Here is a 20135-nt window from a genome sequence, read left to right as displayed (position 1 = left end):
TCCAGGGGCCTTCCTGACGGGTCTCCGCGGGAGAAGGCTCCTAGTGCCGTTCGACGAGTACGGCACTGCCCTGCCCGACACCCACGCACATCGTCGCCAGCCCCCGCCCCGCACCCGTGCGCCGCATCCGGTGGAGCAGTGTCGTCAGGATGCGGGCGCCCGAGCAGCCAAGCGGGTGGCCGAGGGCGATCGCGCCGCCGGTCGGGTTGACCAGATCGGGGTCGATGCCGAGCTGGTCGACGCAGGCCAGGGCCTGGGCCGCGAAGGCCTCGTTGAACTCGGCCTCCTCCAGGTCGCCGACGCTCCAGCCGGCGCGGGCGAGGACCTTGCGGGTGGCGGGGACCGGGCCGATGCCCATCACGTCGGGGTGCACACCGGCCGAGGCGCCGGCGACGTAGCGGCCCAGGGACTCCAGGCCCAGCTCGTTCAGGGCCTCCTCGCTGACCAGGAGGAGGCCGGCGGCGCCGTCGTTCATCGGCGAGGCGTTGCCCGCGGTGACCGTGCCGCCCTCCCGGAAGACCGGCTTCAGCCGGGACAGCTTCTCGTACGAGGTGTCCTCGCGGACGCACTCGTCGGTGTCGACGACGACCCCGTCGGGGCGTTCCACGGGCAGGAGTTCGTTGTCGAAGTGACCGTTCTTGCGGGCCAGGGCGGCACGCTGGTGGCTGCGCAGGGCGAACTCGTCCTGGCGTTCGCGCGGGATGCCGTACCGCTCGGCGACCTCCTCGGCCGTCTCGCCCATGGCCAGCAGGCCGTGCAGGTCCCGCATCGCGGGGTTGACCAGGCGCCAGCCGAGGCGGGTGTCGGCGGTCTCCATGCGGTGCGGCAGGGCCTCGTCCGGGCGGGGCAGGACGAAGGGGGCGCGGCTCATCGACTCGGAGCCGCCCGCGATCACGATGTCGGCCTCGCCTGCGGCGATGGTACGGGCGGCCGTGGTCACGGCCTCCAGGCCCGAGGCGCAGAGGCGGTTGACGGTGGCGCCGGGCACGGACTCGGGGAGGCCGGCGAGCAGCGCGGCCATGCGGGCGACGTTGCGGTTGTCCTCGCCGGCCTGGTTGGCGGCGCCCCAGTAGACGTCGTCGACGCGGGCGGGGTCCAGCGCGGGCACCTCGCCGACCAAGGCGCGGACCACGGTCGCGGCGAGGTCGTCGGGCCGCACCGAGGAGAGGGAGCCCCTCAGCCTGCCGAGGGGGGTGCGGCGGGCGGCCGCGAAGTGGACGGGACGCACGAGAGGACTCCTCACACCACTTAATTAGCACTGCTAGTTTCGGACTATAGCCGCTCGGCCCGCCTCCTGTGAAGATTTCGCGGGTGGAAGTGCCCCCGGCGGGCGTGATCGCAGGCCGGGAACAACCGGCATCCGCGCTTCCGCATCCGGGTTTGCCCCAGAGGACCCGGGGCACCCGCGCGGTCATGGAGTGGTTGCGGAGCGCCGCCTGCGTGGACGAGGACCCCGAGCTGTTCTTCCCCGTGGGCACCGCTGGACCCGCCGTACGGGACGTCACCGCCGCGAAGCGCATCTGCGCGCGCTGTCCGGTCACCGACGACTGCCTGACCTACGCGCTGAGCAACGGCCAGGCCTCGGGCGTCTGGGGCGGCACCTGCGAGGAGGAGCGTGACGCGCTGCTCCGCACCACGAGGAACGACGCGAGAAGGAGAAGCGCCCTATGACGGCTGTGCGCAGCACACTGCCCGACGAGGCCCGACGGGTCTCCTGCGAGGCACTCCAGGACACCCTGGTGGATCTGCTCGGACTCTCGCTGATCGGGAAGCAGGCGCACTGGAACATCGTCGGACCGCGGTTCCGGTCCATCCACCTCCAGCTCGACGAGGTGGTCACGGCCTCGCGGAACTTCGCCGACACGGTCGCGGAGCGGTCCGCGGCGCTCGGCGTCCCGCCGGACGGACGGCCGGAGACCATCGCCAAGGCCTTCACGCTGCCCGCCCCGAAGGAGGGCTGGGTGCGCGACGCCGACGCCGTGCAGGTGATGGTGGAGTCGCTGCAGGAGGCGATCGGCCGGCTGCGCGAGCGCATCGACACGACCGAGAAGGCGGACCTGGTCACCCAGGACCTGCTGATCGGCATCACCGCGGAACTGGAGAAGCAGCGCTGGATGTTCGACGCCGAGAACGGCCCCGGCGAGGGCTGACACACGGGCCCGGCGCAGAGCATCCGACGTACGTACGGAAGGGGCAGGCGATGACCGACGCCCTCGAACTCGACGCGCTGTGGGAGGACTTCCACCGCGTGGTGAACATGACATCGCAGGAACTCGCGGCCTGGCTGCGGGTGCGGGACGCCGACGAGGCAACGGAGCCGCTGCCGGAGCAGGCGGGCACGCCCACCGGGCAGCACGTTCTGGCGATCCTGCAGAAGCGGCGCACGGACCTGACCGACGACGATCTGCGCGTGATGCAGAAGGTCGTGGACACGGTCACCGATCAGGCCGACCTGGAGAACGAGCCGGAGCCCGAGGTGACGGCCGAGGACACCCGCCGCCGGCACCGGCTGATGACGCTCGGCCACGACCCGCTGAAGGCGTAGCCGTGCGACGGCAGGAGCGCGTCGTGCGGGCACTCGTCGATGCGCACAGCCGGACGTACGCGGACGAGGCGGGCATCCGGCTGAAGGACACACCGCAGCCGCTCTACCGGCTGCTGGTGCTGTCCCATCTGCTCAGCGCCCGCATCCGCGGTTCGATCGCGCTGGCCACCGCCCGGGCCCTGCACGAGGCGGGGCTGCGCGATCCGCGCCGCATGGCGGAGGCCGACTGGCAGGAGCGGGTGAACGCGCTCGGCCGGGGCGGTTACCGGCGCTACGACGAGCGCACCGCCACGCAGCTCGGCGACGCCGCCGAGCTGCTGAGGGACCGGTGGGGCGGGGACCTCAGGCGGCTGCGCCGCGAGGCGGACGGCAGGATCTCCGAACTGCGTCGGCTCCTCGGGGAATTTCCCGGGATGGGACCTGCCGGAGCCGGCATCTTCCTGCGTGAGGCGCAGGCCGTCTGGCCGGAGGTGGCCCCCTTTCTGGACCCCAAGGCCCTGCGGGGCGCCGAGCGGCTGAACCTGCCGAAGGACCCCGAGCGCCTAGTCCACCTGGCCGGGAGGACCGACCCGGCCGTCCTGGCCGCCGCGCTGGTACGGGCGGCGGTGGACAAGGACGTGGCGCAGGACACCCTCCGGCGCGCCGGGTGACCGGGACGGGCTCGAGCCGGGACCGGGCCTCGTCCGCCCGGGCACGGCCCTGCGCCGGCCGGTCCTCCCGGTTCCCTTCGCGCTCACCCGAGCAACCAGCCCCCGTCGACGGGCAGTTCCACCGCGTTGACCGCCTGGTTGCACAGCAGGAAGTCGACCGCGTCCACCACGTCCGCCATCGCGGCGAGCCGCCCCGTGGGCGTCTCCGTGCGCAGCGCGGCGAGCACCTTCTCCGGCTTGGCCTGCCAGTACGGGCTGTCGCCGACGACACCGGGGTGCACGGCGTTGACCCGGACCGGCGCGAGTTCCACGGCGAGGGAGTTCATCAGGCCCCGCACCCCCGCGTTGACCGTCGCCACCGTCGTCGCCCCCGGGTAGGGGCGTTCCTTCGCCTGGCCGCCGAACAGCACGATGGCGCTGTCGTCGTGCAGCCGGCCGCGCAGCGTGTGCACGACCTCGGTGTAGCCGACGAGCTTGAGGGTGACCAGGCGCAGGGCGGCGTCGATGTCGTACTCGGTCACCTTGTTGTCGTCCCGGGAGACACCCGAGATGACCAGATGGTCGACGCGCCCCACGTCGGCCAGGGCCGCCGCGATCTCCAGCGGTCGCGCCAGGTCGACGGCGAGCCCCCGCGCGCCGACGTCCTTGGCGACCCCGTCGGCGCGCTGGGCGTCCCGGCTGGTGAGCGTCACGTCGTCCCCGCGTCCGGCCCGGGCACGGGCGAACTCGAACCCGATCCCGGACGTCCCGCCGACGACGAGCACACTGTTCATGACTTCTCCTCCAGTGCCGTGCGCAGGTAGTCCCAGTCCCGCGTGAACCGGTACGCGTGCCGTGCCGGCGGCTGCGGCGCCTGCGTCTCCAGCCAGCGCAGCGGCCCCTGCCCGGCGTTGGCGAACCCGTGGACGCAACCGGCCCCCGCCCAGGCCAGATCGCCGGGCTCCAGCCGGTACCGCTCCCCGTCGAGCGTGGCCTGCGCCACCCCTTCGAGGATCAGGTACGTCTCCTCGAAGGGGTGGTCGTGGGTGCCGATGACCCCGTCGGAGGCATACCGCACCATGAACATCGTCGAGGCGACCGCGCCCAGGTCGCCGTCGACCATCATCTTCACCGTGATCCCGCTGTAGACCAGCAGTGCCGTGCGCATGCTCGCCGTGACGGCGAGCAGGTCCTGGGACTGCCTGCCGGGATCCATCTGGCCGGGCTCGAAGCGGCCGAAGGAGCGGGTGCGCGGGTCGCGGACGTCGACCCGGACCGGATCGCGCTCGGGCAGGCCGGGCACGGCCTGGGTGTCGTGCCCGTAGCGGGCCCTCGGGACGGGGGCGAGCATGCCCGCCCAGCGGCCGCCGGTGCCCCCGGCACCGCGCCAGGCGTGCGGAACCCCGACGGGCAGGAGGCCGTAGTCGCCCTCCCGCAGCAGGTACGAGCCCTCGGGCACGTCGAGGACCACGGCCCCGTCGAGGACGTGGAAGGTCTCCTCGTACGAGTGCACATGGGCCGGAACGCGGCCGTCCGGGCGCAGTTCGCACAGGCCGAAGCCGGTGTGCACACTGCCGTCGTCCTCGCCGACCAGCGTCCGCCGCCGGTGGCCGTGGGCGTCGTACGGCGGCTCGGGCACGTCGGCGGCGTGGCGCACGAGGTGGTTCGTCATGCCGTCGCCTTCGTCCGCTGCGCCCTCTTCGCCTCCTTGGCCGCGAGGAGCCGGTCACGGGACTCCCCGACGAGCCGCAGGGCGCGTGCCGTGTCGGCGAGCAGCCTGCCGTCGCGCTTGTGGAGCACACCGTCGACGAGGACGGTGTCCACGTTGGACACGTCGGCGCACAGCGTCACCGCGGCCGCCGCGTCGTGCACGGGGGCGACGTTCGGCGCGGTGGCGTCGATCGCGACGATGTCGGCGCGCTTGCCGGGGGTCAGGGAGCCGGTACGGTCCTCCAGCCCGGCGACATGGGCGCCGTTGCGGGTGGCGATCTCCAGCATCTGACGTGCTGTCAGCATGGTGTCCGGGACCGGCAGGTTGGCCTGCCAGCAGTCGGCGTTGACCCGGGCCCGCTCGGCGCCGAAGGCGGCGCGGATCTGGGTGAACATGTCGCCGGGCACGGTGGTGACGACGTCGATGCTGAACGAGGGCCGCAGGCCGTGCTCGATCGCCTGCATCACGGGCGGCCAGCCGTGCCCCATCTGGAGTTCCACCTGCGGGGCGACCGACACCGTGCCGCCACTGTCGGCGACCATCCGCCACTCCTCCTCGCTGAGGTGGCAGCAGTGGACGTAGGTGGTGTCGGGGCCGAGGAGCCCCAGGCCGTGGAGCTGCCTGACCATGCCGAAGCGGCCGGCCAGCCGGCCCATGGCCACGTGCACGGTGATCGGCAGGCCCAGCTCGCGCGCCATGGCCCACTCGGCGGCGACGACCTCGTCGACGCAGAAGCCCGGGCCGCGCGTGGCCAGGGCCATGGTCAGCAGGCCGTCGTCGGACGCGAAGTGCGCCGACCGGATCCGCCGGACGTCGTCCGCCGGCATCGCGATCCTGCTCTCGAACCAGTAGTCGGCGAGGGAGGTGTTGGCGCTGCCGTACGCGTACTGCGCCCGGATGCCGGACTCCGCCAGGCCCTGGATCGCGGCGTCCGGGTGCTCGGGGGTGTTGTTGATGTGCGACCAGTCGACGAGCGTGGTGATGCCGGCGTTGAGGCACTCCAGCGCGCCCGCGAGGTTGCCCGCGTACACGTCCTCCGGGGTGTACAGGGGAGCGAAGGTGTCGAGTATGTCGACGAAGTAGTCGTCGAGGGTGGCGTCGGGGGCGACGCCCCGAATGGGGGCCTCCCAGGTGTGGCGGTGGGTGTCGACGAAGCCGGGGATCACGATGCGGCCGGTCATGTCGAGCACCTCGGCGTCGGCACTGATCTCGGGCTCGACGGCAGCGATCCTGCCGTCCTCGACGAGGACGTCCCCCTGGGGCAGGTCACCGATGCCGGGATCCATCGAGATCACGTGACCGGAGCGGAGCAGTGTCCTGGTGGTCATCGCGCTTCCTCCCATGGGGTGTGCGGTACGGGGATCAGTAGGCGGCGAGTCCTCGGACCGCCGTGACGACCTTGTCGACGGTGGGGACGACGCGCTCCTCCAGTACGTCGGCGAACGGCAGCGGTACGCACTCCCCCGCCACTCGCCTCAAGGGCGCGTCCAGCAGGCCGAAGCCCTCGTCGGCGACGACCGAGACGACGGTGGCGCCCCAGCCGCCCTGGTACGGGTTCTCCTCGACGGTGACGAGCCGCGAGGTCCTGCGCAGCGAGTCGAGGACGGCCGCCATGTCGAGCGGGACCAGGCAGCGCAGGTCGATCACCTCCGCCTCGATGCCCTCCCCGGACAGCACGTCGGCGGCCTTCAGCGCCAGGGGTACCGTCGAGGCGAGCGCGACGAGGGTGAGGTCGGCGCCCGGGCGGACGACGGCGGCCCGGCCCAGCTCGACGACGTGGTCCGGCGGGGGCGGGGCGCCCTTGGTGGACAGGAGTGCCTTGTGCTCGAAGAAGACCACGGGGTCGTCGCTGCGGATCGCCGCCGCCATCAGGCCGATGACGTCGGCGGGTGTCGCCGGTGCGGCGATCTTCAGGCCGGGGACGGTCAGGGCCCAGTTCTCGGTGGCCTGGGAGTGCTGGGCGCCGAAGCCGAGCCCGCCGCCGTTGGCGGTGCGCACGACGAGGGGGACCGTCACCTGGCCGCCTGTCATGTAGCGGACCTTGGGGATCTCGTTGGCGAGATAGTCCCAGCAGCAGGCCAGGAAGTCGGAGAACATGATCTCCGCGACGGGCCGCGTCCCGGTCATGGCGGCGCCCATCGCCGCACCCACGATGGCCTGTTCGGATATGGGTGTGTCCCACACCCGCCCGGGCCCGAACTCGTCGAGCAGCCCCGCGGTCGTCTTGAACACCCCGCCGGCCGCGCCGATGTCCTCCCCGAGGCACACGACCGACGCGTCCCGGCGCATCTCGCGGGCGATGCCCTCGGCAACGGCGTCGCGGTAGGTGATCACGTCCGCCATGCGGCACCTCCGTCCGCCCACACGTCGGTCAGCGCCTCACGCGGATCGGGGGCCGGGCCGGCCTTCGCCGCCTCGACGGCCCGCTCCACGACGGCCCGGGCCCGCTCGTCGGCCCCGGCGATCGTCTCCTCCCCTGCCCCCAGTTCGGCGAGACGTCCCCGCGCGAGGTCCAGCGGGTCGTGCTTGAGCCACCGTTCGACCTCCTCGGCCGGGCGGTAGGCCGCCGGGTCGGCGCGGCTGTGCCCGTAGTGGCGGTAGGTCTCGGCCTCCAGCACGGCTGGCCCGTCTCCGGCCCGGGCCCGGCGCGCCAGCCGCTCCACCGCCTCCTCGACGGCCTCGACGTCGTTGCCGTCGACGACCTCGCCCGGGATGCCGTTGGCGGACGCCCGGTCGGCCGCCGGGCGGGGCACCGCCGTGACATCGGCGATCGGCGTGTACTCCATGTACAGGTTGTTCTCGCACACGAACAGCACCGGCAGTTTCCATATCGCGGCCAGGTTGAGCGACTCGTGGAAGGCACCGATGTTGGTCGCGCCGTCCCCGAAGAAGGCGACCGCGAGCTGGTCCGTGCCGCGCAGCCGGGCGGACCAGGCGGCTCCGACGGCCATCGGCAGATGGGAGCCGACGATGGCGTACGAGCCGAGCATGCCAGTGTCGGCCTTGGTCAGGTGCATGGAGCCGCCCTTGGCCTTGCACAGCCCGGTCGCGCGGCTCATCAGCTCGGCGAGGCACTCCTCGGGGGTGCCGCCCCGGGCGAGGGCATGGTGGTGGCCCCTATAGGTGGCGAACACGTAGTCGTCCGGGCGCAGGGCGGCGCTCGCCCCCACTGCGACCGCCTCCTGCCCGGCGGCGAGATGGGTGGTGCCCTTCACGAGACCCTGCAGGAACAGGTCGTGGGCGGCCTTCTCCGTACGGCGGATGACGGCCATCCGCTCGTAGCGGTCGAGGAGGGCGGGCGCGTCCATCAGCGGTCCCCGGAGGTCGTCGCCGGGCGGTCCCCGGAAGTCGTCACCGAGCCGTTCCCGGTGTTCAGGTGGGACTGCGCCTCGCGGCGGGTGTTCAGTTCACCGCCCACCGTCCAGTACTTCCGGCCGGCCACCAGCAGTTCCTCCGCGGGGAACTTGGTGATGACCTCGCAGCCGTCCGCCGTGACGACCAGCTCCTCCTCGATGCGGGCGGCGGACCAGCCGTCGGCGGCGGGCCAGTACGTCTCCAGCGCGAACACCATGCCCTCTTCGAGGACTTCGGGGTGGTCGAGGGAGACCAGGCGGCTGAAGATCGGCTTCTCCCAGATCGACAGGCCCACGCCGTGGCCGTACTGGAGGGCGAAGGCGGCCGTCTCGTCGGCGAAGCCGAACTCCTCGGCGCGCGGCCAGACCCGGACGATGTCGGCGGTGGTCGCGCCGGGCCGGACGAGCGCGATCGCCTCGTCCATGAACTCCCGGCAGCGCACGTAGGCGTCACGCTGCGCCCGCGAGGCGCTGCCCACGGCGAACGTGCGGTAGTAGCAGGTGCGGTAGCCGAGATGACTGTGCAGGATGTCGAAGAAGGCCGGGTCGCCGGGGCGGACCAGACGGTCGCTGTAGACGTGCGGGTGTGGTGAACAGCGCTCGCCGGAGATGGCGTTGACACCTTCGACGTACTCGCTGCCGAGGTCGTACAGGACCTTGCTCACCAGGCCGACGCACTCGTTCTCGCGCACGCCCGGGCGCAGATACCCGTACAGCTCCTCGTAGGCCGCGTCGACCATGGCGCAGGCCTGGGTGAGCAGGGCGATCTCGTCGCCGGTCTTGATCCGGCGGGCCTCCAGGAAGACCTGCTGTCCGTCGACGACGTCGATGCCCTCGGCGCGCAGCGCGGCGAGCACCGGCAGCTCGGCGACGTCGACGCCGAGCGGTTCTCCCGCGAGCCCGTGGTCGCGCAGCTCTGCGGCGATCTTGGCGGCCACGTCCTCGGCGATGCCGGCGTCCGGGTGGAACGCGCCGCGCAGGGTGGAGATGCCGGCACGGGCCCCGGTGGGCGGGCCGCCCTTGCCGTCGGTGTAATCGAGCCACGGGTTGTACAGCTGGTGGTGGCGGGCCGCGGAGCCGAAGTCCCAGACGACGGGTTCGCCGTCGCGCACCAGCAGGGAGAAGCGGATCAGCTTGTCCATCGCCCAGGTGCCGATGTGCGTGGCCGTCATGTAGCGGATGTTGGCGAAGTCGAAGCTGAGCACCGCGCCCAGCGCGGAGCGGTTCAGCGATGCGTGGAGCCGGGCCAGCCGCTGCCCGCGCAGCCGGTCCAGGTCGATGCGCTCTTCCCAGTCGACGGCGTTGGGGCCGTATGTGCGGATCGCCATGGCGACCACCCCCACTTCGGAGTGAACGCCCGGGTGCGGCGGGTGTCAAGCCTCACTGAACATCGCCGGACACGAACCAGACACCCACAGCCGGTACCTCTCCATCGTTGCGGTACCGGTGGGGGGTCGTCGACTCGAAGCAGACGGAATCCCCCGGGCGCAGCGTGTGCTCGTCGAACCCGAGGGTGAGGACCAGCTCGCCGGAGGTCAGATAGCCGTACTCGGTGCCGGTGTGCCGCATCAGCGCGCCGGAGCCCGAGGATGCGCCGCCGGGCCGGTAGGTCACCAGCAGGAAGTCGACGTCCGCGCCCGGCACCCGCCCGAGCCGTTCCCAGACGACCCCCGAGTCCAGCTCCAGCGTCTCGCGCTCGCCCGCGCCGGTCAGCGGGCCGATCCGGCGGGCCGGGCCGGCGGCGAGGGCGGCGAACGGGGCCGTGCCGGGCGGGCTCACGCCGGCCGTCGGCGAGGCGGCCCGGGCATCGAAGAGGGACTCGACGGAGATCCCCAGCACCGTGGTGATCGCGTACAGGGTGCTGACGGACGGCTGGCTCTTGCCGGTCTCGATCTGCGACACGAGGCTCGCCGACACACCGGCCTCCCGGGCGAGCGCACGCAGGCTCATCCCCCGCTCCAGGCGCGCCTGCCGCATACGCGCCCCGACGGGCGGAACCTCGGCGGGTGACACGGGCGGCTCCTCGTCTCGGTACGGTAAGTGTGCAGTGTCATTGAACAGTGCACGGGAACCGGGACGCCACCGTTTCCCCGGTGCTTCGCCACCACGGCCCGCAACCGTCCGCACCGCCCGTATCGCCTGTACTGCCGGCACCGCCCGCATCACCCGCACCGCCCGGCCCGAAGACCACAGCCAGGGCGATGATCACGCCCGGCGGGGCGGCACGCCCGGCCGTGGTGAAACACCGGCGCCGCGGGACTCACCTGAACGGCCCGACGCCGGTGGTGGGGCGTGGGTGCCGGTGGTGCGCTGAGGGCACGCGTCACGTTCTCAGGAGGCACTCCCGATGACCCGTCGATCGCCCCGGCTTGCCCGCGTCCTCTCCACCGCCCTGGCGGCGGGCACGCTGCTGACCACCGCCGCCTGCTCGGACGAGGGCGGCACGGAGGGTTCGCACGTCGCGGGCGTCACCACGTCACAGGTGGCCGGGAAGCGGCAGACCCCCTCCCCCACCGCCACCCTCAGCACGGACGGCGCACGGACCGCGCTGATCACGGAGGCGGACATCGAGGACGACTGGAACCAGGTCACGGACACGGAGGCCGAGAACTGGCACGACAGTCTGCTCATCGGCACGGTCGACGTCTCCGACTTCCTGACCGCCAAGGCCGACGCAGCCGACTGCCAGCGGCTCATGGACTCCCTGTTCGACGACGACCTGCTGGGCAGGCCCTCGGGCGCCTCCGAGCTGCGCGGCTTCGAGCAGGGCGACTCCCGTCTGCTGTACCAGGTCGCCTCCTACGGCCGGGCCGACCCGCAGGACTCCCTGAAGTGGATGGCCGCCCTGCCGGAGAAGTGCGACCGGTTCACCGTGACCGACGGCGGCGAGAAGCGCACCGTCCAGGTCGTCGAGACCTCGCTGCCCCGCGTGGGCGACGCCCGGGAGGGCCTGCGCGTGACGGTGCAGGGCACGGCCGGGGGCGACGCGGCCACCCTGACCCTGGACGTCGCCGCCGTGCGGGTCGGCGACGACGGGATCACCGTCACGGCGGGCGGCCTCGGCGGGGACGAGAGCGACTCCGTCGAGCAGGCGGCCGAGCTCGGCACCCAGCGCCTGAAGGACGTCCTGGCCGGCAAGTCACCCGCCGCGAGCCCCAACTAGTGCCGCGGCAGGCAACGTTTGCCCGTCAAGGAGCGGCGTCGTGGGGGTGCCTCCCGCCCGAGCCGTGCGAAGCGCGGTTCGAGGGTGGGGGAGCGTGCTCTCGGTGTGCCGGCCGGAAGTCCTCGTACTGGATGTACCTGGGCTTTCGGCCGGTGCGGCGAGAGTGCGCCGGGCGTCGCGACGGGGCGAACGTTGCCTGTCGCGGCACTAGCCGCGACAGCACGTCGGGCGGCTCGGGCAGCCCTCTCCCGCCCGGCGGCCCCGACTGCCGTGCCCGCTCTGCCGATTCCCGGGACAGCGTGATCATCGCAGCGGCACAATGGCGGCGACGACCGGTTTCGGTCGTTCGTGCGAGGGCGAGGAGAGGACGAGTCGTGAGCGATGCCCACACCCCTTCGGGAGGATCGGCGAAGCTGAACACCGGTGTGGCGCACAACGCGCGCGTGTGGAACTACTGGATCGGCGGCAAGGACAACTACGAGGTCGACCAGCAGGTCGGCGAGCACGTCGCGGGCATGTTCCCGATCATCCGGGACATCGCCCGGGCGGACCGCGACTTCCTCGGCCGGGCCGTGACGTTCCTGGCCGGTGAGCGCGGAGTGCGGCAGTTCCTCGACGTCGGCACGGGCCTGCCGACAGCGGACAACACCCACGAGATCGCCCAGCGCATCGCACCCGACTCCCGCATCGTCTACGTCGACAACGACCCGATCGTGCTGGTGCACGCCCGCACGCTGCTGACCGGCAGCCACGACGGCGTCACCGCCTACATCGACGCCGACGTGCACGACCCGGACGCCATCGTCGAACGCGCCGGGGACACCCTCGACCTCGGCCGCCCGGTCGCCGTGATGATGCTGGGCATCCTCAACTTCGTCCTGGACGTGGACGAGGCCCGGGACATCGTGCGCCGCGTGATGGCCGCGGTCCCCTCCGGCAGCTTCCTCGTCCTCACCCACCCGACCTTCGACGACGAGTTGGGCGGCGCGGGCCAGATCCCCGCCATGAAGTTCTGGAACGAGAACGCCACTCCCCCGATCACCGCCCGCAGCGGCGCGGACATCGCCGCGTTCTTCGAGGGGCTGGAGCTGCTGGAGCCGGGCATGGTGTCGTGCGGGCAGTGGCGTGCCGAGCCCGGCTCGGCCGTGCTGGTACCGCAGTACGGCGCGGTGGCCGTGAAGCCCTGAGGGCGCCGGCTTCGCCGCGGGCACCCGGCAGAAACGGGCTGCCCTGGACGATTGAGCGGGCGTGTGGCCGGTCACAGTTCTCCTGGAGCGGCTATCCAGGAAGTCCGAACGGCTGAAAGTATGATCAAGCAATGTCTGACATGACCGAAACCACGCCCGGCTGGCTGTCCTCCGACGAACTGGAGATGGCGCGCGCCCGCATGCCGATCCTGTACGTCGAGGCCGTCCCGGTACGCGTCGACGACAGCGGCGAAGTCACCAGCGTCGGCCTGCTGCTGCGCATCGGCCCCGACGGTACGGTCAGCCGGACGCTGGTCTCCGGCCGCGTGCTGCACCACGAACGCGTCCGCGACGCCCTCCTGCGCCACCTGGAGAAGGACCTCGGCCCGGTCGCGCTGCCCCGTGTCCCGGCGTCGCTGCAGCCGTTCACGGTCGCGGAGTACTTCCCGACGCAGGGCATCACGCCGTACCACGACCCCCGCCAGCACGCGGTGTCCCTCGCGTACATCGTGCCGGTCACAGGCGACTGCCGGCCCCGGCAGGACGCGCTCGACCTGGTGTGGTTCAGCCCGCGGGAGGCCCTCTCGGAGGCGGTGCAGAGCGAGATGCCGGGCGGGCACGGGGTGCTGCTGAAGCAGGCACTGGCGTACGCGGGGTGCGTGAGCTGACCGTCCGGGGCGCCCGGCGAAAGGGCCTCGCCGATGCGGCTGGCCGCTGCACCGCACTCCTGACGGTCCCTGCCCATGCCGTGGTCGACCTGCGGTCAGCGGCTGGCTGCCCTGGCCGGCGCGATGACCTGGACGGTGGCGGACGAGGCGGACGGGCCGCTCTCCCAAAAAAACGATCAGCGGGTCCGCCGATACGGCGGACCCGCTGATCGATTCTGTCGGGACGACAGGATTTGAACCTGCGACCCCTTGACCCCCAGTCAAGTGCGCTACCAAGCTGCGCCACGTCCCGTTGCCCGTCTGACCTGGGGATTCCCCCGGCCCGACGCGCAGGGAAACAATACCGCACTCGCGCCGGTGATCGCGCATCCGTTTCCCGGTGACCACCGCTTGACCTCAATATAGCTTGAGGTTGCACGCTCGTGGACATGACCAACGCGACACACACCTCCACGGCCAGGTACACCGATCTGCCTGGGCTGATGGCCCTGATGACCGGCGACGAGAAGCACGGCCCGGCCGCGACGTCCACGCTGGACGTGCTGTGGGTGCTCTACGACCGGGTGCTGCGGGTGAGCCCGGAGGGGATGGCCGACCCGGGGCGGGACCGGTTCCTGCTGTCGAAGGGGCACGGGCCGATGGCCTACTACGCGGTGCTGGCCGCCAGGGGATTCGTACCGGTGGAGTGGCTGCCGGGCTTCGGCTCGTACGACTCCCCGCTCGGCCACCACCCCGACCGCACCCTCGTGCCGGGGGCCGAGATCGGCAGCGGTTCCCTGGGGCACGGGCTGCCGATCGCCGTCGGGACGGCACTGGGGCTGCGCGCCCAGGGGCTCGACGAGCCCCGGGTGTGGGCACTGATCGGGGACGCCGAGCTGGACGAGGGCAGCAACCACGAGGCGATCGCCTTCGCCGGGCCCGCCGGACTCGACCGGCTGCACACGGTCGTCGTCGACAACTCCTCCGCGTCGTACGCGCGCCCCGGCGGGATCGCCGCCCGCTTCGAGGCGGCGGGCTGGTCCGCGCTGACCGTCGACGGCCGTGACCACGAGGCCCTGTACGCCGCCTTCACCGCACCGCACCCGGGCCGCCCGCACGTGGTCGTGGCCCGGGTCGAGCCCAAGTCCGCCTGACCTCCCGTACCGGAAGGAACCCGAACTCCATGGACACCATGCGTGACCGTTTCGCCCCTGCCGTCTCCCGGCTGCTCGACGAGGATCCCCGGGTCGCCGTGGTCCTCGCCGAGATCGGCGCGGACGGCTTCGCCGAGGCCGCCCGGCGCCATCCCGGCCGGGTCGTCAACGTCGGCATCCGCGAGCAGCTCCTGGTCGGGGCGGCGGCGGGAATGGCACTGACCGGGCTGCGGCCCGTCGTGCACACCTTCGCCAGTTTCCTCGTGGAGCGGCCCTTCGAGCAGGTGAAGCTGGACCTCGGACACCAGGACGCGGGCGCGGTCCTGGTGAGCGCCGCCGCCTCCTTCGACTGGCCGGCCGGGGGCTACACCCACATGGCGCCGGGCGACGTGGCCCTGCTCGACACCCTCGACGGCTGGACCGTCCACGTGCCGGGCCACCCCGACGAGGCCGGGACACTGCTGCGGCACGCGGTCGCCGCGGGCGACGACAAGGTGTACGTACGGCTGTCCCTGCAGTCCAACGGGCGGGCCCTGCCCGTCGACGGGGAGCGCTTCCGCACGGTCCGCGAGGGGCACGCCGGCGTCGTGGTCGCCGTCGGTCCGGTGCTCGACGCGGTGCTGGCCGCCACCGAGGGCCTCGACGTCACCGTCCTGTACGCGACCACCGTCCGCCCCTTCGACGGTCCCGCCCTGCGCCGGGCCACCGAGACGGCCGGGACGGACGTCGTCCTGGTCGAGCCCTACCTGGCGGGCACCTCGACGGCCGCCGCGAACGACGCGCTGTCCGATGTGCCGCACCGGGTCCTCGGGCTGGGTGTGGGCCGTCGTGAACTGCGGCGGTACGGGCGGCTGGAGGAGCATGTCGCCGCCCACGGCCTGGACGCCCGGTCGCTGCGGGGGCGCATCGGGAGCTTCCTCGGGGCGGCGGCTCCCGCGTGAGAACCGCGGGAGGTCACTCCCCCGCCGCGAGACCGAGCCGGGGATGTGCCTCCAGGAGCCGGGTCGGGGCGGCCTGGCGCCAGGAGTCGGCGAGGATGTCCCGCAGTTCGGCCTCGTCCTCCAGCGCGCCGAGCCGGGCTCGCACCCAGGCGAACTGGGACTCGTGGTCGGCGATCCAGAACTTTCCCGGCTCGGCGAGCACCAGCTCGTTCCGCTCCTCCTTGGGGCAGCGCACGGCGAGGGACGTCTCGTCCTCGGGCAGCGTGGCGAACATCTTCCCCGCGACCCGGAACGTGGGCATGCTCCAGGCGATCTTCTCCGTGGTGTCCGGCAGGGACAGGGCGATCCGTCGTACGTCTTCGGCATCCGGCATGGCAGGCACCGTATCGGCTCCCACTGACAATCACCTGGTGAGAGCGGTTGCCGGTATGTGCTTGTAGTAGATCGTCGTCGGCCGCAGCACCCCGCCCGGGTCGGCCGCGTAGTCGGGGATCGCGCCGATCGCGGTCCAGCCGGCGGACCGGTACAGCCGCTCGGCGGGGCTGCCGGTCTCGGTGTCCAGGTGCAGGAGGGTGACACCGGCCGCCGCGGCCGCTTCCTCCGCGACGGCCAGGAGACCACGGCCGAGGCCCTGCCCTCGGGCCTCCCTGTGCACCATGAGCTTGACGAGTTCGGCGCGGTGACGGCTGTTGGCCTTGCCGGGGAAGGCGAGGCTCACGGTGCCGAGCACCCGCTCGCCGTCGTAGGCCGCCCACACGGCGAGCCGGCCCGCGGCCACCTCGGCGGCCCGCTCCCGCCACCAGGCGAGGGCCTCGGCACGGCCGAGCGGGGCGAGGAAGCCGACCGAGGCGCCACTGTGCACGGTGTCGGTCAGCAGGTCCGCCAACGCCCCGGCGGAGCCGAGCAGCTGAGCCTCGTTCAGACGGATCACGGCCGCACCACCGCCAGCAGGTAGCGGACGCCCTCGGGAGTGGTGCAGCGGAACCGGGTCGGGCCCCATACGCGCATCCGCAGGCAGTCGCCGGTGCCCAGGTGGTGTTCGGTGTCCTGCGCGGTCACGGCGAGGTCCCCCTCCAGGACCCAGATGTGCTGCTCGAGACCGACGACGGGTGGCCGGTCGTAGGCGATGTCGGCGCCGGGGGTGAGGCGGCCCTCGACGAGCTCGCCGCGCAGGGCGGGGTGCGGGGGTGACACGGACCGCCGCACGAAGCCGGAGGCCCGGTCCTCCCACAGGGGCTGGCCGGCGGCCCGCACCACGGGCTCCGGTTCGGCCTCGACCTCGCTGAGCACCTGGGACATGGTCCGCCCGTAGACCGCGCACAGGCGGTTCAGCAGCGAGGCCGTGGGGCTGATCTCCGCCCGCTCGGCCCGGGACAGTGTGGACCTGCTCACTCCACTGCGGTCCGCCAACTCGCCCAGGGTGTAGCCGTGTTCGGCCCGCAGCCCGGCCAGGCGGGCGCCCAGCCGGGTGTCGACCGGGTCCATGTCGTCGCTTCTCACATACGGGACGCTATCCCGGATATGAAACGTACGCGTGAACGAGTCCTCACACCGGGGCCGCCGTGCCGAGCGCGTCCAGCACCGGGCGGATCAGGGGATGCTCCTCGGCTCCCCGGCGTACGGCGGCGAAGACCCGGCGGGTGGGGGCGGTGCCGTCGACGGGGCGGACGACGACCCCGGCGAGGTCCATGCCGCGCAGAGCCGAGCGCGGCACCAGGGCGACGCCCGCATCCGCCGAGGCGAGGGCGACGACCGCGCGGAAGTCGTCCGAGGAGTGCTCCATCCGGGGCTGGAAGCCGGCGTTCTCACAGGCCAGGACCACCACGTCGTGGCAGGGGTTGCCGGAGTACGGGCCGATCCAGGGGTCCTTGGCCAGTTCGGCGAGCGGGACCTCCGCCGCGCCGGCCAGGCGGTGGGCGACCGGGACGACCGCGTCGAAGGGCTCGGCGTACAGCGGCACATGGGCCAGCCGCGGGTCGTCGGCGGGCGGGGCCCCGCGGTACTCGACGGCGACGGCGACGTCGACCTGCCGGTCCAGCACCATCGGCAGGCTCGCGTCCCCCTCGGCGTCCTGGACGCGGATGCGGATGCCGGGTGCCGACTCGGCGAGGCGGACCACGGCGGGCGCCACCACCAGGGCGATCCCGGTGGCGAAGGAGGCGACCGTGACGGTGCCGGCCGCGCCCGAGCTGTACGCGGCGAGTTCCGCCTCGGCCCGCTCCAGCTGGGCGAGGACGGCATTGGTGTGGTCGAGCAGGATCTCACCGGCCGGGGTGAGGCGTACGCCCTTGGCGCCCCGCTCGACGAGCCGGTGTCCGGTCTCCTGCTCCAGCGCGGCGAGCTGCTGGGACACGGCCGACGGGGTGAGGTACAGCGCGGCGGCAGCCGCCGTCACCGTGCGGTGGTCGGCCACCGCACGGAGGATGTGGAGCCGCCGCGCCTCGATCATGTGACCGATTCTCTCAGGTCACCGGCTGTTTTCAGCCTCCAGCTCCGCCCGCGCCGCCACGAAGGCGTCCACCGCACGGTGCACGTCGTCCGTGGAGTGCGCGGCCGACAGCTGGACGCGGATCCGGGCCTGGCCCTGCGGCACGACCGGGTACGAGAAACCGATCACGTACACCCCGCGCTCCAGCAGCAGCTCCGCCATGCGCCCCGCGATCGTGGCGTCCCCGATCATGACCGGGGCGATGGCGTGGTCGCCGGGCAGGACGTCGAAGCCCTCCTCGGTCATGCGGCTGCGGAAGAGGGCCGTGTTCTCGGCGAGCCGGACGCGCAGGTCGTCGGCCGACTCCAGCAGGTCGAGCACCTTCAGGGAGGCCGCCGCGATCACCGGGGCGAGCGTGTTGGAGAAGAGGTAGGGCCGGGAGCGCTGGCGGAGCAGGGCGACGATCTCGGCGCGGGCGGCGACGTAGCCGCCGGAGGCACCGCCGAGCGCCTTGCCGAGGGTGCCGGTGATGATGTCGACGCGGTCCATGACGCCGTGCAACTCGGGCGTGCCGCGGCCGCCGGGGCCGACGAAGCCGACGGCGTGCGAGTCGTCGACCATGACCATCGCGTCGTAGCGGTCGGCCAGGTCGCAGATCTCGCGCAGCGGGGCGACGTAGCCGTCCATGGAGAAGACGCCGTCGGTGACGATCAGCCGGCGACGCGCGTCGGAGGCCTCCTTCAGCCGGGCCTCCAGCTCGGCGAGGTCGCGGTTGGCGTACCGCAGGCGGCGGGCCTTGGACAGCCTGATGCCGTCGATGATCGACGCGTGGTTCAGCGCGTCGGAGATGACCGCGTCCTCCGGGCCTAGCAGCGTCTCGAACACGCCGCCGTTGGCGTCGAAGCAGGAGGAGTAGAGGATCGTGTCCTCCTGCCCGAGGAACGCCGACAGCCGCGCTTCGAGCTCCTTGTGCACCTCCTGGGTGCCGCAGATGAAGCGGACGGAGGCCATGCCGTAGCCCCAGCGGTCCAGGGCCTCGTGTGCGGCGGCGACGACCTCGGGGTGGTCGGCGAGACCGAGGTAGTTGTTGGCGCAGAAGTTGAGGACCTCGCCGGGGCGGCCGCCCGCGGTGACGTTCACGGTGGCGGACTGCGGGGTGCCGATCACGCGCTCGGGCTTGTGCAGGCCGGCGGCGCGGATCTCGTCGAGGGTGGCGCGCAGGTCGTCGCGCACGGAGTCGAACATGGAAGAGCTCCTGAGGTGCTTGCGGGGAAGGGGAGTCACGCGGTCCAGTCGAGGATGACCTTGCCGCCGCGGCCGCTCGCCGCGTCCTCGAACGCCGCCTCGAAGTCGCGGTGGCCGTAGCGGCCGGTGATGACGGGCGCGAGGTCCAGGCCGCCCTCCAGCAGGACCGACATGGCGTACCAGGTCTCGAACATCTCGCGGCCGTAGATGCCCTTGATGGTGATCATCGAGGTGACGATCCGGGCCCAGTCGACGGGGAACTCCTGTGCGGGCAGGCCGAGCATCGCGATCCGGCCGCCGTGCGTCATGTTGGCGATCATGTCGCGCATCGCCTCGGGGCGGCCGGACATCTCCAGACCGATGTCGAAGCCCTCGCGCAGTCCGAGCGTGCGCTGCCCGTCGGCGATGGTGGCGGTCGAGACGTCGAGCGCGAGGCTCACGCCGATCTTGCGGGCCAGCTCCAGGCGCTCCTCGCTGACGTCGGTGATCACGACGTTGCGGGCCCCGGCGTGCCGGGCCACGGCTGCCGCCATCAGCCCGATGGGGCCCGCTCCGGTGATCAGGACGTCCTCACCCACGAGAGGGAAGGACAGCGCGGTGTGCACGGCGTTGCCGTACGGGTCGAAGATCGCGGCCACGTCGAGGTCGACGGGCACCCGGTGCACCCAGACGTTGGCGGCGGGCAGCGCCACGTACTCCGCGAACGCCCCGTCCCGGCCGACCCCCAGCCCCACGGTGGCCCGGCACAGGTGCCGGCGGCCCGCCAGGCAGTTGCGGCACTTGCCGCACACCAGGTGGCCCTCACCGCTCACCCGGTCCCCGACGGCGATGTCGGTGACGTCGCGCCCGGTCTCGACGACCTCGCCGACGAACTCGTGCCCGACCACGAGCGGGGTGCGGATCGACTGCTGGGCCCAGCCGTCCCAGGCCCTGATGTGCAGGTCGGTGCCGCAGATGCCGGTGCGCAGCACCTTGATCAGGACATCGCCGGGGCCGATGGCCGGCTCCGGGACGTCCGCGAGCCACAGGCCGGGCTCCGCCTTCTGTTTGACCAGCGCCTTCACCGCTACGGCTCCTGGGGGTGAGTCCCGGCTCCGGGCGTGCCGAAGGAGCCCCTGGGCCGGGAGAGGAG

23 protein-coding genes and 1 tRNA gene are annotated in these 20135 nt (G+C 72.5%); 9 read left to right on the top strand and 15 right to left on the bottom strand.

The genetic code is table 11. The features are described from left to right. Positions 1–40 precede the first annotated feature (40 nt). Positions 41–1228: a thiolase family protein gene (locus ACZ5TL_RS05055; RefSeq protein WP_468587757.1), complete on the bottom strand. Its 1188-nt coding sequence runs from the start codon at positions 1226–1228 to the stop codon at positions 41–43. Between the two features lie 185 nt (positions 1229–1413). Between ACZ5TL_RS05055 and ACZ5TL_RS05050 the strand changes: the two genes are divergently transcribed. The 4 genes from ACZ5TL_RS05050 to ACZ5TL_RS05035 are packed head-to-tail and all read left to right on the top strand — an operon-like array spanning position 1414 to position 3195. Next, positions 1414–1671: a WhiB family transcriptional regulator gene (locus ACZ5TL_RS05050; protein ID WP_468587755.1), complete on the top strand. Its 258-nt coding sequence runs from the start codon at positions 1414–1416 to the stop codon at positions 1669–1671. Next, the gene (locus ACZ5TL_RS05045) at positions 1668–2150 is read left to right on the top strand and encodes a Dps family protein (protein ID WP_468587753.1); all 483 of its coding nucleotides are present in this window, start codon (positions 1668–1670) and stop codon (positions 2148–2150) included. Before ACZ5TL_RS05050 ends, ACZ5TL_RS05045 begins: the two co-directional genes overlap by 4 nt. 50 nt (positions 2151–2200) lie before the next feature. Next, positions 2201–2545, top strand: coding sequence for a DUF3140 domain-containing protein (locus ACZ5TL_RS05040; RefSeq protein WP_468587751.1), 345 nt, complete (start codon positions 2201–2203; stop codon positions 2543–2545). Positions 2546–2547: 2 nt separating this feature from the next. After that, positions 2548–3195, top strand: coding sequence for an HhH-GDP family DNA glycosylase (locus ACZ5TL_RS05035; protein ID WP_468587749.1), 648 nt, complete (start codon positions 2548–2550; stop codon positions 3193–3195). An 83-nt stretch (positions 3196–3278) separates the two neighbouring features. Here ACZ5TL_RS05035 and ACZ5TL_RS05030 read toward each other — a convergent pair whose 3' ends face one another. Genes ACZ5TL_RS05030 through ACZ5TL_RS05000 form a run of 7 tightly spaced genes read right to left on the bottom strand, consistent with a single transcriptional unit; the run spans position 3279 to position 10251 of the window. After that, the gene (locus tag ACZ5TL_RS05030) at positions 3279–3968 is read right to left on the bottom strand and encodes an SDR family oxidoreductase (RefSeq protein ID WP_468587747.1); all 690 of its coding nucleotides are present in this window, start codon (positions 3966–3968) and stop codon (positions 3279–3281) included. Beyond that, positions 3965–4846: a cupin domain-containing protein gene (locus tag ACZ5TL_RS05025; RefSeq protein ID WP_468587745.1), complete on the bottom strand. Its 882-nt coding sequence runs from the start codon at positions 4844–4846 to the stop codon at positions 3965–3967. The genes ACZ5TL_RS05030 and ACZ5TL_RS05025 overlap by 4 nt, the downstream gene beginning before the upstream one ends. Beyond that, on the bottom strand, positions 4843–6213 hold the full coding sequence (locus ACZ5TL_RS05020) for an amidohydrolase family protein (RefSeq protein WP_468587743.1): 1371 nt from the start codon (positions 6211–6213) through the stop codon (positions 4843–4845). Before ACZ5TL_RS05020 ends, ACZ5TL_RS05025 begins: the two co-directional genes overlap by 4 nt. Before the next feature lie 34 nt (positions 6214–6247). Beyond that, positions 6248–7228 (bottom strand): alpha-ketoacid dehydrogenase subunit beta, encoded by a 981-nt coding sequence (locus ACZ5TL_RS05015; RefSeq protein ID WP_468587741.1) that lies wholly within the window; start codon positions 7226–7228, stop codon positions 6248–6250. Next, entirely contained in the window at positions 7216–8193 is a 978-nt protein-coding gene (locus ACZ5TL_RS05010; RefSeq protein ID WP_468587739.1) for a thiamine pyrophosphate-dependent dehydrogenase E1 component subunit alpha, read from the bottom strand. The genes ACZ5TL_RS05015 and ACZ5TL_RS05010 overlap by 13 nt, the downstream gene beginning before the upstream one ends. Continuing rightward, positions 8193–9566, bottom strand: coding sequence for a M24 family metallopeptidase (locus tag ACZ5TL_RS05005; RefSeq protein ID WP_468587737.1), 1374 nt, complete (start codon positions 9564–9566; stop codon positions 8193–8195). Before ACZ5TL_RS05005 ends, ACZ5TL_RS05010 begins: the two co-directional genes overlap by 1 nt. A 52-nt stretch (positions 9567–9618) precedes the next feature. Continuing rightward, positions 9619–10251 carry a helix-turn-helix domain-containing protein gene (locus ACZ5TL_RS05000; protein ID WP_468587735.1) on the bottom strand — a complete coding sequence of 211 codons (633 nt, stop codon included), beginning with the start codon at positions 10249–10251 and terminating at the stop codon, positions 9619–9621. Between the two features lie 334 nt (positions 10252–10585). Between ACZ5TL_RS05000 and ACZ5TL_RS04995 the strand changes: the two genes are divergently transcribed. From ACZ5TL_RS04995 to ACZ5TL_RS04985, 3 genes are all read left to right on the top strand, one after another. After that, the gene (locus ACZ5TL_RS04995; RefSeq protein WP_468587733.1) at positions 10586–11401 is read left to right on the top strand and encodes a hypothetical protein; all 816 of its coding nucleotides are present in this window, start codon (positions 10586–10588) and stop codon (positions 11399–11401) included. A gap of 374 nt (positions 11402–11775) precedes the next feature. Continuing rightward, entirely contained in the window at positions 11776–12588 is an 813-nt protein-coding gene (locus ACZ5TL_RS04990) for an SAM-dependent methyltransferase (RefSeq protein WP_468587731.1), read from the top strand. 140 nt (positions 12589–12728) lie between these two features. After that, positions 12729–13256 carry an NUDIX hydrolase family protein gene (locus ACZ5TL_RS04985; protein ID WP_468588017.1) on the top strand — a complete coding sequence of 176 codons (528 nt, stop codon included), beginning with the start codon at positions 12729–12731 and terminating at the stop codon, positions 13254–13256. Positions 13257–13474: 218 nt separating this feature from the next. Here the strand turns inward: ACZ5TL_RS04985 and ACZ5TL_RS04980 are convergent. Next, a tRNA-Pro gene (locus tag ACZ5TL_RS04980) sits at positions 13475–13548 on the bottom strand. 136 nt (positions 13549–13684) lie between these two features. On the opposite strand from ACZ5TL_RS04980, the gene ACZ5TL_RS04975 reads away from it, so the two are divergent. After that, positions 13685–14389 carry a transketolase gene (locus tag ACZ5TL_RS04975; RefSeq protein WP_468587729.1) on the top strand — a complete coding sequence of 235 codons (705 nt, stop codon included), beginning with the start codon at positions 13685–13687 and terminating at the stop codon, positions 14387–14389. Positions 14390–14418: 29 nt separating this feature from the next. Continuing rightward, on the top strand, positions 14419–15330 hold the full coding sequence (locus tag ACZ5TL_RS04970) for a transketolase family protein (RefSeq protein WP_468587727.1): 912 nt from the start codon (positions 14419–14421) through the stop codon (positions 15328–15330). 13 nt (positions 15331–15343) lie between these two features. Here ACZ5TL_RS04970 and ACZ5TL_RS04965 read toward each other — a convergent pair whose 3' ends face one another. The 6 genes from ACZ5TL_RS04965 to tdh all read right to left on the bottom strand — a co-directional run bounded on the left by ACZ5TL_RS04965 (position 15344) and on the right by tdh (position 20067). After that, positions 15344–15703 carry an MmcQ/YjbR family DNA-binding protein gene (locus ACZ5TL_RS04965; RefSeq protein ID WP_468587725.1) on the bottom strand — a complete coding sequence of 120 codons (360 nt, stop codon included), beginning with the start codon at positions 15701–15703 and terminating at the stop codon, positions 15344–15346. A 30-nt stretch (positions 15704–15733) separates the two neighbouring features. Beyond that, on the bottom strand, positions 15734–16261 hold the full coding sequence (locus tag ACZ5TL_RS04960) for a GNAT family N-acetyltransferase (RefSeq protein ID WP_468587723.1): 528 nt from the start codon (positions 16259–16261) through the stop codon (positions 15734–15736). Next, on the bottom strand, positions 16258–16815 hold the full coding sequence (locus ACZ5TL_RS04955) for a helix-turn-helix domain-containing protein (protein ID WP_468588015.1): 558 nt from the start codon (positions 16813–16815) through the stop codon (positions 16258–16260). Before ACZ5TL_RS04955 ends, ACZ5TL_RS04960 begins: the two co-directional genes overlap by 4 nt. Before the next feature lie 61 nt (positions 16816–16876). Then, the gene (locus ACZ5TL_RS04950; RefSeq protein WP_468587721.1) at positions 16877–17779 is read right to left on the bottom strand and encodes a LysR family transcriptional regulator; all 903 of its coding nucleotides are present in this window, start codon (positions 17777–17779) and stop codon (positions 16877–16879) included. An 18-nt stretch (positions 17780–17797) separates the two neighbouring features. Further along, positions 17798–19003 (bottom strand): glycine C-acetyltransferase, encoded by a 1206-nt coding sequence (locus ACZ5TL_RS04945; RefSeq protein WP_468587719.1) that lies wholly within the window; start codon positions 19001–19003, stop codon positions 17798–17800. A 35-nt stretch (positions 19004–19038) separates the two neighbouring features. Then, positions 19039–20067, bottom strand: coding sequence for an L-threonine 3-dehydrogenase (gene tdh, locus ACZ5TL_RS04940; protein WP_468587717.1), 1029 nt, complete (start codon positions 20065–20067; stop codon positions 19039–19041). Positions 20068–20135 lie beyond the last annotated feature (68 nt).

The sequence above is a fragment of the Streptomyces sp. NPDC033136 genome, from assembly GCF_055578235.1.
The sequence above is the reverse complement of the archived record's forward strand: the minus strand, read 5'-3'. Positions and strand labels throughout refer to the sequence as shown.